The organism is Arthrobacter sp. MPF02 (assembly GCF_046605375.1).
In the GTDB taxonomy this organism is placed as follows: domain Bacteria; phylum Actinomycetota; class Actinomycetes; order Actinomycetales; family Micrococcaceae; genus Arthrobacter.
The window spans coordinates 1806821-1819219 of record NZ_CP176772.1; the positions used below are offsets into that span (position 1 = coordinate 1806821).

The following is a 12399-nucleotide window of genomic DNA, read 5'->3' on the forward strand; positions in this document are numbered from 1 at the left end:
CGAATCAGGATGGATGCTTACTCTGGGCTCAACGCTCACTGGGACGGACGCTCCTTAGATTGGTACGTGGCAGTCCCATAGTAATCACTTCGCCGAACACTTCATCCGGGTCAAGGCGGCGGAGCTCCTCCGCGAGGCAATCGCGGAGGCTACGGCGGGGCAGGGAGATCCGTTGGGCCGGCTGGCCGGGCTGGGTGAGTTCCGCGATGGAAAGCCCCGGGCGGAAGAGCTGGATATCGCCACCGGGACGGGTCAGGCGTACGCGGCGGATGCCTGTGCCTGCCGGATCCGCCACGATGGTGACGGGCGCCTCCAGGGCCAGCGTGAGCCAGGCCGCCAGGAGGATTGTGCTCGGCGAGTCCGAGGCACCTTCAACCGCGACGGCGGTCACGGGCGACGGATCAGCTTCATCCAGGGCGGCGGCGAGTTGGATCCGCCAGTTGGTGAGGCGGGTCCATGCGAGGTCGGTGTCGCCGGCGCGGTAGGTTTTGTGGATGGTTTCCAGGGCAGCCTGGGGGTCGGGTTCGTTCGCGGAGTCGGTGATCCTGCGGTGAGCGATCTTGCCGATGGAGGTTTCGCAGGCGTTTTCCGGGGCGCCGTGCGGCCACCAGGCCACGATGGGGGCGTCCGGGAGCAGCAGCGCCGCGACCAGGGACTCGGATTCGTGGGCGAGCTGGCCGTAGCCGCGCAGCACGATCACTTCGGAGGCGCCGGCGTCCCCGCCGACCCGGATCTGGGCGTCCAGCCGGTCCTCGGCGTCTGCTCCGGCGTCGGCCAGGACGATGATCCGGCAGGGGTGTTCCCGGCTGGCTTCGTTCGCCGCCTCAATCGCTTCTTCCTCCAGCCCGGACCGGGTGACCACCACGAGGGTGAGCACCCGGCCCAGGGCGATGACGCCGCCCTGTTCGCGCAGGGCCATGAGCTTTTTGGACACGTTTGAGGTGGTGGTGTCCGGCAGGTCTACGATCATGGCCTTCTCCAGGTTCGTCCGTCACGGGCCAGCAGCTCATCTGCGCTGGGCGGGCCCCAGGATCCGGGGGCGTAGGGTTCGGGCTGTTCATTCAGGGTGGCCCAGTATTCCTCGAACGGGTCGAGGATCTTCCAGGACAGCTCCACTTCCTCATGCCGCGGGAACAGCGGCGGCTCACCCAGCAGCACATCCAGGATCAGCCGCTCATAGGCCTCCGGGGAGGATTCGGTGAACGAGTGCCCGTACCCGAAGTCCATCGTGACATCGCGGACTTCCATCTGCGTGCCCGGGACCTTGGATCCGAACCGGATGGTCACCCCCTCGTCGGGCTGGACCCGGATCACCACGGCGTTCTGGCCGAAGTCATCGTCACTATGGTCGCGGAACAGCAGGTTGGGGGCGCGTTTGAACACCACGGCGATCTCCGTGACCCGCCGGCCCAGGCGCTTGCCTGCCCGTAGGTAGAACGGCACACCGGACCAGCGGCGGGTGTGGATATCCACCCGGATTGCGGCGAAGGTTTCGGTGGTCGAATCGGCCGGGATGCCTTCTTCTTCCAGGTAGCCCTGGACCTGTTCCCCGCCCTGCCAGCCGCCGGTGAACTGCCCCCGCGCCGAATGCGTGGAGAGGTCCTCCGGAAGTTTGACGGCGGCGAGGACCTTTTCCTTCTCGGCGCGCAGGTCATCGGCGTTGAAGGAGATCGGCTCCTCCATCGCCGTCAGCGCCAGCAGCTGCAGCAGGTGGTTCTGGATCACGTCCCTCGCCGCGCCCACGCCGTCGTAATACCCTGCCCGGCCGCCGGTACCGATGTCCTCGGCCATGGTGATCTGCACATGGTCCACGTAGTTCGCGTTCCACAACGGCTCGAACAACTGGTTCGCGAAGCGCAGGGCCAGGATGTTCTGCACTGTTTCCTTGCCCAGGTAGTGGTCGATCCGGAACACCGCGTCGGGCGGGAACACCGACTCCACGATGTCGTTGAGCGCCCGCGCCGATTCCAGGTCATGACCGAACGGTTTTTCGATCACCACCCGGCGCCACTTGTCCCCGTCCGCCTGCGCCAGACCGTGCCGGGACAGCTGCCGGCACACCTGCTCAAACGCCTTGGGCGGGATGGACAAATAGAACGCATGGTTGCCGCGGGTGCCGCGGACGTCATCGAGTTCCTTGACCACCTCGCCCAACCGCTCGAACGCGGCGTCATCATCGAACCCGCCCTGCACGAACCGGATCCCCTCCGAGAGCTGGTTCCATACCGCCTCATCAAACGGTGTCCGCGCAAAGGACTGCACCGAGGACTTCACCTGCGCCGCGAACTCGGCATCGCTCCATTCACGCCGGCCAAAACCCACCAACGCGAAACTCGGCGGCAGCAACCCCCGGTTGGCCAGGTCATAGACAGCCGGCAACAACTTCTTCCGCGCCAAATCCCCCGTCACCCCAAACAGCACAAGCGACGACGGACCCGCAATCCGGCTCAAACGGCGATCCCGCGGATCCCGCAACGGATTCCGCAACAACTTCCCCGGACGCGACCCGGAACTTCTGCCGTATTCAGTTTCTGGCATGTTGCTTATGCGCCTTTAGCTTTCGGTAGCGGATGCCCGGGCAGAGAGCGCTGCGACAATGTCCTGCAGCTGCGCCACGCCGGCGGCACGGTTGGTCAGGTGCAGGCGCAGCACGGGACGGCCGTGTTCGCCCAGTACCTGGGCGTCGCCTGCAGCCTGCGCGGCGATCAGTTCACCGAACGTGAACGGGCGGTCAGGGATGAACAAATCTTCGGCCGGTTCGGCGGTCACCTGGAGGAAGACGCCGATGGCAGGGCCACCCTTGTGGAACTGGCCGGTGGAGTGCAGGAACCGCGGGCCCCACCCGAAGGTGACCGGGCGGCCGGTGGTGGCTGCCAGTTCGTCGCGGATCCCTTCCAGTCCGGCAAACGCCAGGCGGTCGAAGTACGCCTGGACGCTGAGGTAGCTGTCCGCCTCGAGCGTGCCCAGCAGCGCCTTCACAGCGCCCTCGGCAGTGGCAGCGTCCGCGAGCCAGTCGCCGCCGCGGACCTCGATGGCACCGTCAACGAATGCTGCGGGCGTCGGTTCCGGTTGCGCATCCAGCAGGCCGCGCGCGGCCACCTTCGCGGCTTCCACGTCCGGCTGGTCGAAGGGATTGATCCCCAGCAGCCGGCCCGCCACTGCGGTGGCGAATTCCCATACCAGCATCTGCGTGGCAAGGCCGCCGGCGATAGCAACCTGGTTGTCGCCAAGTTCGACGTCGGCATCCGCACTCACCAGCCGCACCACCAGGACGTCCGGCGCGCCCGAGTTGACTTCAGGGGCGTCGGCGCCGGCCACCACAGGAAGGACCCCCGTGCCGAGCTTGCCTGTCGATTCAGCAATGAGCTGCTCGGCCCAGTCCGCAAAACCAACAATGCCGGAGCCGTCCTCGGCAATGACGATCTTGTTCCGCAGCGGGACTGTTCCGCCCAGCGCCGCGCCGAGGGCGAGCCCGATGTTCTCGCTTGCGTCGTCATTGAGGATTTCGGCGGCTTCCTCGGCTTCATCCAGGAAGGCCTGGATGTCCACACCGGCAAGGCCGCAGGGAACCAGCCCGAACGCGGTCAGCGCGGAGAACCGTCCGCCGACGTTCGGGTCGGCATTGAAGACCGCCCGGTAGCCTGCCTCACGCGATGCCTTGTCCAGCGGCGAACCGGGATCGGTGACAACTATGATGCGGCTCTTGGCGTCGAGGCCCGCCTCCGTGAAGGCGTGCTCGAAAACCCTGCGCTGGGAGTCAGTCTCCACAGTGGATCCGGACTTGGACGACACCACAATGGCTGTCTGGGCCAGCCGGTCAGCCAGGGCAGCGCGGACCTGGTCAGGATCGGTGCTGTCCAGCACGGTCAGCTCGACGCCGGCGGTGCCGGCGATGACCTCGGGCGCCAGGGACGATCCGCCCATGCCGCAGAGAACAATCCGGGTTACTCCTTCCGCCCGGAGGGCGTCACGGAGTTCCAGGATGTCCTTGACCAGCGGCTGCGAGACGGTGGCCGCCTCCACCCAGCCGAGCCGGATGGCCGACTCGGCTTCCGCGTCCGGGCCCCACAGGGTGTGGTCCTTTGCGAAAATGCGGGTGGCAACCTGGTCCTCAACCAGGGTGGGAAGGTGCTGTTCGAGTGCCTGCCGGGCAGCGCCGGTGGCGTTGTAGCTGAGAGTGCTCATAGGGGACTAGGAAGCCTTCCGTGCAGAGGCGAGGGCGCCTTCGACGTCGGCCAGCAGTTCCTTCCAGCTGGCCACGAACTTGTCCAGGCCTTCGGATTCAAGGAGGGCAACGACCTCGTTGTAGGAAACGCCGAGCTTATCCAGGGCATCCAGCGTGGCATTTGCTTCGGCGTAGGTGCCGGTGATGGTGTCACCGGTGACCACGCCGTGGTCGAAGGTTGCGTCCAGGGTCTTCTCGGGCATGGTGTTGACCACGCCGCGGGCGACGAGCTCGGTGACGTAGAGGGTGTCCGGGTAGGCCGGGTCCTTCACGCCGGTGGAAGCCCACAGGGGACGCTGGGGGAGTGCGCCGGCTTCGGCGAGCAGTGCCCAGCGTTCGGTGGCGAAGAGTTCCTCGTAGACCTGGTAGGCGAGGCGGGCGTTGGCCAGGCCGGCCTTGCCCTTGAGCGCGGTGGCTTCGTCGGTGCCGATGGCGGTGAGGCGCTTGTCGATTTCGGTGTCCACGCGGGAGACGAAGAAGGACGCCACGGAGTGGATCTTCGAGAGGTCGTGGCCGTTTTCCCTGGCCTGCTCCAGGCCGGACTGGAAGGCGTTGATGACGGCGCGGTAACGCTCCAGGGAGAAGATCAGGGTGACATTGACGCTGATGCCCTCGGCCAGGGTGGCGGTGATCGCCTCAAGGCCTTCGAGCGTGGCGGGGATCTTGATCAGGACGTTGTCCTTATTGACCTTCTTGTAAAGGTGCTTTGCCTCGGCAATGGTGCCGGCGGTGTCCCAGGCCAGGCGCGGGTCCACTTCGATGGATACCCGGCCGTCAACACCGCTGGTTGCTGCTGCCACGGGTGCGAACAGGTCGCAGGCGTCGGCGACGTCGGTGGTGGTGATTTCGAAGATGGTGTCTTCGATGCTGGCACCGGCTGCAGCCGAGGCTGCGATGGTGGCGTCGTAGTCGGTGCCTGCGGTGATGGCGGCATGGAAGATGGACGGGTTGGTGGTCACGCCAACCACGTTCTTTTCTTCGATGAGCCTGGCCAGGGTGCCGGTTTCAAGGCGGCCGCGGGACAGGTCATCGAGCCAGATGGAGACGCCGGCGTCGGAAAGCTGCTGGGTGGGAGTAGTCATTTGTTTTATCTCCTGAAATCGGTTGTTAGGCCTGCAGGCCTGCGAGGGAGTCCTTGGCGGCGGCGGCAACTGCTTCCGCCGTAATGCCGAACTCCTGGAAAAGGCGCTTGTAGTCCGCGGAAGCACCGTAGTGCTCGAGGCTGATGGACCGGCCGGCGTCACCGACGAATTCCTTCCAGCCCAGGGCAAGCCCTGCTTCAACGGATACACGGGCCTTGACGGCGGCGGGGAGGACGGATTCGCGGTAGGCGGCGTCCTGCCTGGTGAACCATTCGACGCACGGCATGGAGACGACGCGGGTGGCGATGCCCTCGGCCTGCAGGGTTTCGCGGGCCTTGACGGCGAGCTGGACCTCGGATCCGGTGGCGATCAGGATGACCTCGGCCGGGACGGTGGCGCCGTCCTTTGACGCCTCGGCCAGGACGTAGCCGCCCTTTGCCACACCGGCGGTGGAGGCGAAGGTATCGCCTTCGGCCTCGCCCGCGCCGCGTTCCCAGGTGGGGATGTTCTGGCGGGTCAGGACGATGCCGGCCGGGTTGGCGTGGTTCTCCAGCATGGTCTTCCAGGCAACGGCGACTTCATTGGCGTCACCGGGGCGAACGACGTCCAGACCCACGATGGCGCGCAGCGAGGCGAGCTGCTCCACCGGCTGGTGGGTGGGGCCGTCCTCGCCCAGTCCGATGGAGTCGTGCGTCCACACGTACAGGGACGGCACACCCATCAGCGCGCCGAGGCGGATTGCCGGGCGCTGGTAGTCGCTGAAGATCAGGAAGGTGCCGGAAAACGCCCGGGTGTTGCCGTGCAGGGCGATGCCGTTGACGATCGACGCAGCGGCGTGCTCGCGGATACCGAAGTGCAGCACCCGGCCGTAGGGGTTGCCGGACCAGGCGTCGGTCTGCTTGGAGGCCGGAACGAACGACGGCGAACCCTCGATGGTGGTGTTGTTGGATTCTGCAAGGTCCGCCGAGCCGCCCCAGAGTTCGGGCAGGACCGGGCCGAGCGCGTTCAGCACCTTGCCGGAGGCGGCACGGGTGGAGACGTCCTTGCCGGCCGGGAAGACCGGAAGGGCGGCGTCGACGCCCTCGGGCAGTTCCTTGGCCTCGATGCGCTGCAGCAGGGCTGCGCCTTCGGCGTTGGCCGCCTGCCAGGCGTTAAAGGACTCTTCCCACTCCTTGCGGGCCGCTGCGCCGCGGTCCACCACGGAGCGGGCGTGGGCCAGGACCTCGTCCTCCACCTGGAAGGTCCTGGCCGGATCGAAGCCGAGTACTTCCTTCAGTGCTGCAACTTCCTCGGCGCCCAGGGCCGAACCGTGGATCTTGCCGGTGTTCTGCTTCTTCGGGGCAGGGTAGCCGATGATGGTGCGCAGCGAGACGATGGACGGCTTGGACGTTTCGGCCTTGGCGGCGAGCAGGGCCGAGTACAGCTCCTGGACGTCTTCCTTGTATTCGCCGGTTTTGGTCCAGTCAACGCGCTGGACGTGCCAGCCGTAGGCCTCGTAGCGCTTCAGGACATCCTCGGTGAACGCGATGTCGGTGTCATCCTCGATGGAGATGTGGTTCTCATCGTAGATAACAACCAGGTTGCCCAGTTCCTGGTGGCCTGCCAGCGAGGAAGCCTCGGCCGTCACGCCTTCCTGCAGGTCGCCGTCGGAGGCAATAACCCAGATGGTGTGGTCGAACGGGCTGGTGCCCGGGGCGGCGTCGGCGTCGAACAGGCCGCGCTGGCGGCGCTGGGAGTACGCAAAGCCGACCGAGGAGGCCAGGCCCTGGCCCAGCGGGCCCGTGGTGATCTCCACGCCCGCGGTGTGCTTGTACTCGGGGTGTCCCGGAGTCAGCGAACCCCAGGTCCGCAGCGCCTGCAGGTCCTTCAGTTCCAGGCCGTAACCATTGAGGAACAGCTGGATGTACAGGGTCAGCGAGGTGTGGCCGGGGGAGAGGATGAACCGGTCACGGCCGATCCAGTGCGGATCCCGCGGATCGTGGCGCATCAGCTTCTGGAACAGCAGGTACGCGGCCGGAGCCAGGCTCATTGCGGTACCCGGGTGGCCGTTACCGACCTTCTCCACGGCGTCGGCGGCCAGCACGCGGACAGTATCCACCGCGCGCTGGTCCAGTTCGGTCCAGGACAGTTCTTGCTCTTCCAAATGTGGCACGAAAACCGGGCCCCTCTCTGTACTGATGGCAGCGGCCACACCGGGTCCGGTTGTAGGAGCGCAGTGTGGCGCCCGTCGCGGTGTGTAACCAGTCGCCATCGAAATGTTGGTCTGTCGTTCAGCCGCCGAAACAGCGTGGGAATGCGTTTTCCACCGCTTCCTTGCTGCGTGCTGATCTGGTGACAGCTTAGCTCTATTCCACTCTCCGGGCGGCTCAAATCTCACGTTTTGGACGCAATTTCCCCTTTTGTGAATCGGCCTGAAGTGAGGCTGAGTTAATCTGCTCGAATTGGCGTTCCACCGATCAAATGCGCATATCAGCGGCGGGGCCGAGGGTGGCGGCACGGTATGATATTCGGAGGCCAATGCCGGGCGGCGGGCCTTCCAGCTGCCCGCTGCTGCACCGCCAGACACAACTGCCACACAGAACGGGTGACTGCCACCGTGAGCACAACAGATACGCCGCTGAACGCATCCCGGGCATCAGGTGCCGGGTTTGCCCGTAAGGCAAAGGCGTATCTCGCCCTCACCAAGCCGCGGGTCATCGAGCTGCTGCTGGTAAGCACGCTGCCCACCATGATCTACGCGGAGCGCGGCTTCCCTTCGATCGGGCTGATCCTCGCCACGCTTGTTGGCGGGGCCTTTGCGGCCGGCAGCGCCGGGGCGTTCAACTGCTATATCGACCGTGACATCGACAAACTGATGCACCGCACCGAAAACCGGCCCCTGGTTACTGGTGAGGTGACGCCCCGCGAGGCCCTGGTCTTCTCCTGGGTGCTCGGCGCGGCTGCCATCGCCATTCTGTGGTTCGGAGCCAATCCTTTGTCGGCATGGCTTGGCCTGGGGGCGATCTTCTTCTACGTTGTCATCTACACAATGATCCTCAAGCGGCGTACAGCCCAGAACATTGTGTGGGGCGGGGCAGCAGGCTGCTTCCCGGTCCTCATCGCGTGGGCCGCCGTCACCAATTCCGTGGACTGGCCCGCCATCATCCTCTTCATGGTCATCTTCCTGTGGACACCCCCGCACTACTGGCCCCTGTCCATGCGGTACGGCGAGGACTACCGGAACGCCAACGTGCCCATGCTGGGCGCCATCGCAGGCGCCAAGGTGGTTTCCGTCCAGGTGGTCCTCTACGCCTGGGCCATGGTGGCCTGTTCACTCCTGATGGTTCCGGCCGGCGGCGCAGGTTGGGTCTACACGGCAACGGCGGTCCTGGCCGGGGCATGGTTCCTTTACGAGTCGCACTCCCTGTACAACCAGGCCCAGCGTGAGGACATCTCCGGCAAGCGGGCAATGAAGGTCTTCCACGGCTCCATCAGCTACCTCACCCTTCTGTTTATCGCCCTCGCCATCGACCCGTTCATCGGGCCCGCCGTGATGGCAGCCGGCTAGGCAACGCCACCCCCCAAACCCAACGGCGCCGCCACGGACTTTTTGGTCCGGGGCGGCGTTTTTTTGTGCCGGCGGGAAGCCGGCATCCCTGTCCCCAACGTTCCCGGGGCCGCGGCGGTTCCACTCTGTGACAATTATGTCATGCTTGTCACTTTTACTGTCATCGACGGTGACAGCCCGGTTACCGTGGTTTTGATCCTGCCCGCTGAGCAAAGGAGTAACCATGGCACAGGCATCAGATCCATCCACCGCTCCCAGCCACAGTCCGCCGGGTAAGCCCGCTGGTATCCCTCCTGCAGGAAAAGCCTCCCGCTTGGCCGGGCAACTGAGGGCCGATCTTCCCGCATCCCTTGTGGTGTTCCTTGTTGCCCTGCCGTTGAGCCTCGGCATTGCGGCGGCTTCGGGTGCCCCAGTGATGGCAGGCCTGATTGCGGCTGCCGTGGGGGGCATCGTTGCCGGCAGCCTGGGGGGTTCCCCGCTGCAGGTGAGCGGCCCTGCCGCCGGGCTTACCGTCATCGTCGCCGGTTTGGTCCAGGAATTCGGCTGGCAGGTGACCTGCCTGATCACTGCCGGCGCCGGTGCCGTCCAGCTGTTGCTCGGCGTCAGCCGGGTGGGCAGGGCCGCCCTTGCGGTGTCACCCGTGGTGGTGAAGGCGATGCTGGCCGGAATCGGCATCACCATCATGTTGCAGCAGGTCCACGTCCTGCTCGGATCGCAGCCTGCCGGTTCGGCCCTCGAAAACCTGGCGGCCCTGCCTGCCGCCATCACGAACGTCGAACTGCACGCCGCACTGCTGGGCCTCGCCGTCGTGGTGATCCTCCTGGGCTGGAAGCACCTCCCCGCTCCCGTGCGCGGTGTGCCCGGGCCGCTGGCCGCCGTCGTTGCCGGCACGGCCCTGTCCGTGGCGTTTGCCCCCTCCGTGGAGCGAATATCCTTCACCGGTTCCATCCTCGACGCCGTCGCGCTGCCGGAACTGCCCGAAGGCAACTGGCGTGCCGTTGCCTTCGCCGTCCTCTCGATGGCACTGATCGCCAGCATCGAATCCCTGCTGTCCGCCGTGGCCGTGGACAAGATGCACAACGGCTGCCGCACCAACCTCAACCGCGAACTTCTGGGCCAGGGAGCCGCCAACATTGTCTCGGGCACCTTGGGCGGCCTCCCCGTAACAGGGGTTATTGTCCGCAGTGCCACCAACGTTGAAGCCGGTGCAGCCAGCCGGGCGTCCGCAATCCTGCACGGCGTGTGGGTCCTCGCATTCTCCGCCTTCTTTGCGGGACTGATCCAGCTGATCCCGCTGGCCGTGCTGGCCGGACTGCTGATGGTGATCGGCGCGCGGCTGATCAAGGTGGCGGACATCCGGACCAGCATGCGCACCGGGGACCTGCTGATCTATACCGTGACTCTGGCCTGCGTCGTTTTCCTCAACCTGCTCGAAGGCGTCCTCATCGGGCTGGCGCTGGCTGCTGCCAGCGTGCTGTGGCGGGTGCTGAAAGCGTCGGTGCACGCGCACCCGCCCGTGCCGCCGTCGGTACTGTGGCGGGTGGCCATCACCGGATCATGCAGCTTCTTCGCCCTGCCGCGCCTGAACCGGGTGCTGCAGTCCGTCCCGGAAGGCAGGGACGTGGTGGTGGAATTGAAGGCCGACTACCTGGACCACGCCTTCCACGAGGCCGTCGTCGCCTGGCGGAAACAATATGAAGCTTCCGGCGGAACCGTCCTTGTCGAGGAACACGGCAACACCCTGTTCCGGGATGCCGGGCACCGGGCGCCGAAACGGCAGGAAGCCAGCGAACTGCCCCTGCCGCCACGGGCGGCCCGGAAGTCCGGCGGACCAGGCCGGAATGTGGAGCCGGTCCACTCCATCCTCCACGGAATCAACAAGTACCACCGTCGCTTCGCGGACAAGGTCCAGCCCATGGTGCAGGACCTGACCGACGGCCAGGACCCGGACACCCTGTTCGTGGCCTGCGTCGACTCACGCGTGAATCCCAACCTGATCACCAGCAGCGGCCCGGGTGACCTGCTGACCCTGCGCAATATCGGCAACGTGGTGTGCCAGGACGGCCGGGACGCATCGATTGATGCCGTGCTGTCCTTTGCCGTCAAAGGCCTGGATGTGGACTCGATCGTGGTTTGCGGCCACTCGAACTGCGGGGCCATGAAGGCGGTCATCGCGGATGCCGGCGGGGACGCCGGGCCGTCTTTGGGGGCAGGATTCGATGCCTGGCTGGACCACGCCCGGCCAAGCTACCGCGAACTGCAGGAGGGGCATCCGGTGGCGCTGGCGGCGGCAGAAGCGGGATTCAGCCGGCTGGACCAGTTGGGGATGGTCAACGTGGCCGTGCAGCTTGCCAAGCTGGAATCCCATCCCGTGGTGGGCCCTGCGCTCACCCGGGGTACTGTGCAGGCCACGGGCTTGTTCTATGACATCGGCAGCGCACGGGTACTGCTGGTGACCACGTCCGGAATCGAGTTCCTCGACCCGTCGCATCCAGCCACGGCAGGGACCGCCACGGCCCGCTGATCCTGGCGCGGCCCATAAGCACAAAGAGCGCCCCGGTTCCGCGGAACCGGGGCGCTCTGCGGCAAGCAGGGCAGTTACCGGACAGGGCTGGAACGGGCGATGTCCCAGGCGTTGGTTGCCGCGGCCATCAGCAGCGCGGCACCCAGCATGTGGGCTCCCACCAGCAGCACGGGAATACCGTTGTAGTACTGCGTGAAGCCGATGATGGCCTGCAGTACGGTCACAGCGAGCAGCGCCAGGACGGCACTGCGGAACGGGCCGGTGATCCGGTGCAGGAACACCAGCGCCAGTGCCGCCACGGTGCCGATGGTGATCAGGTAGGCGGGGACTGCGTGGATGTGCGAAAAGAGGTCCCAGTCCAGTCCGTTCCGCGGGGCGTCCGCGTCGCCGGCGTGCGGGCCGGCACCGGTGACCACTACACCCAGCATCACGGCAAGGGCGGAAAAAAGAGCGACGGCGGCGGTCATCGGACGCATGACGCCCGGCAGGGCGGGGTGCCGGACAGCCATAAACCGGCCTGTCCTGCCGAAGGCCCGGTTCACGAGGAGCGTGGCGAACACCACCAGGGACATGGACACCAGGAAGTGCAGCCCCACCACCCACGGGTTGAGGTTGGTCAGGACCGTGATGCCGCCAATGACGGCCTGCGCCGGGATGCTCGCCAGGAGCCCAAGCGCAAGAAGGAAGAGGTCCCTGCGTTCCCTGCGGAGGTTCCACAGGTACACCAGCATGAGGGCGGCCACCGCGGCCAGGGCGAAGGTCAGCAGCCTGTTGCCGAACTCGATGAACCCGTGGATTCCCATCTCCGGGGTGTTGACCAGCGACGTGTCGGTGCAACGCGGCCACGTGGGGCAGCCCAGGCCGGATGAGGTCAGGCGGACGGCCCCGCCGGTGACCACCAGCACGGTCTGGCCAATCAGGGAGGCGACAGCGAGCCGCCGGATCCTGGTGTCCACGGTCCGTGGCAGCCTGGAAACCAGGCGGCCGGCCAGCTGGGGAAGGCGTGACGCCGTGCTCACGA

8 protein-coding genes are annotated in these 12399 nt (G+C 66.2%); 2 read left to right on the forward strand and 6 right to left on the reverse strand.

The features are described 5' to 3' along the window. Positions 1 to 28: 28 nt before the first annotated feature. Genes ACLH0K_RS08455 through tkt form a run of 5 tightly spaced genes read right to left on the reverse strand, consistent with a single transcriptional unit; the run spans position 29 to position 7450 of the window. Positions 29 to 970: a glucose-6-phosphate dehydrogenase assembly protein OpcA gene (locus ACLH0K_RS08455; RefSeq protein ID WP_411376326.1), complete on the reverse strand. Its 942-nt coding sequence runs from the start codon at positions 968 to 970 to the stop codon at positions 29 to 31. Beyond that, positions 967 to 2538 (reverse strand): glucose-6-phosphate dehydrogenase, encoded by a 1572-nt coding sequence (gene zwf, locus ACLH0K_RS08460; RefSeq protein WP_411376327.1) that lies wholly within the window; start codon positions 2536 to 2538, stop codon positions 967 to 969. Before zwf ends, ACLH0K_RS08455 begins: the two co-directional genes overlap by 4 nt. Positions 2539 to 2553: 15 nt before the next feature. Further along, a complete protein-coding gene (locus ACLH0K_RS08465; RefSeq protein WP_411376328.1) occupies positions 2554 to 4185 on the reverse strand; it encodes a glucose-6-phosphate isomerase in 1632 nt (543 codons plus the stop codon). Positions 4186 to 4191: 6 nt separating this feature from the next. Continuing rightward, a complete protein-coding gene (gene tal, locus ACLH0K_RS08470) occupies positions 4192 to 5307 on the reverse strand; it encodes a transaldolase (RefSeq protein WP_411376329.1) in 1116 nt (371 codons plus the stop codon). Positions 5308 to 5332: 25 nt separating this feature from the next. Then, positions 5333 to 7450: a transketolase gene (tkt, locus tag ACLH0K_RS08475; protein ID WP_411376442.1), complete on the reverse strand. Its 2118-nt coding sequence runs from the start codon at positions 7448 to 7450 to the stop codon at positions 5333 to 5335. Between the two features lie 441 nt (positions 7451 to 7891). On the opposite strand from tkt, the gene ACLH0K_RS08480 reads away from it, so the two are divergent. Together ACLH0K_RS08480 and ACLH0K_RS08485 are read left to right on the forward strand one after the other, a co-directional pair. Continuing rightward, complete coding sequence (locus tag ACLH0K_RS08480) at positions 7892 to 8854, forward strand: heme o synthase (RefSeq protein WP_411376330.1); 963 nt, start codon at positions 7892 to 7894, stop codon at positions 8852 to 8854. 223 nt (positions 8855 to 9077) lie between these two features. Then, on the forward strand, positions 9078 to 11378 hold the full coding sequence (locus ACLH0K_RS08485) for a SulP family inorganic anion transporter (protein WP_411376331.1): 2301 nt from the start codon (positions 9078 to 9080) through the stop codon (positions 11376 to 11378). A gap of 74 nt (positions 11379 to 11452) precedes the next feature. On the opposite strand, the gene ACLH0K_RS08490 is transcribed toward ACLH0K_RS08485, so the two are convergent. Further along, on the reverse strand, positions 11453 to 12397 hold the full coding sequence (locus tag ACLH0K_RS08490; RefSeq protein WP_411376332.1) for a COX15/CtaA family protein: 945 nt from the start codon (positions 12395 to 12397) through the stop codon (positions 11453 to 11455). Positions 12398 to 12399 lie beyond the last annotated feature (2 nt).

Bases quoted from the DNA above. Each gene is read 5' to 3' on its own strand.
- ACLH0K_RS08455 (WP_411376326.1), bottom strand. From the start codon at position 970: ATGATCGTAGACCTGCCGGACACCACCACCTCAAACGTGTCCAAAAAG.
- zwf (WP_411376327.1), bottom strand. From the start codon at position 2,538: ATGCCAGAAACTGAATACGGCAGAAGTTCCGGGTCGCGTCCGGGGAAG.
- ACLH0K_RS08465 (WP_411376328.1), bottom strand. From the start codon at position 4,185: ATGAGCACTCTCAGCTACAACGCCACCGGCGCTGCCCGGCAGGCACTC.
- tal (WP_411376329.1), bottom strand. From the start codon at position 5,307: ATGACTACTCCCACCCAGCAGCTTTCCGACGCCGGCGTCTCCATCTGG.
- ACLH0K_RS08485 (WP_411376331.1), top strand. From the start codon at position 9,078: ATGGCACAGGCATCAGATCCATCCACCGCTCCCAGCCACAGTCCGCCG.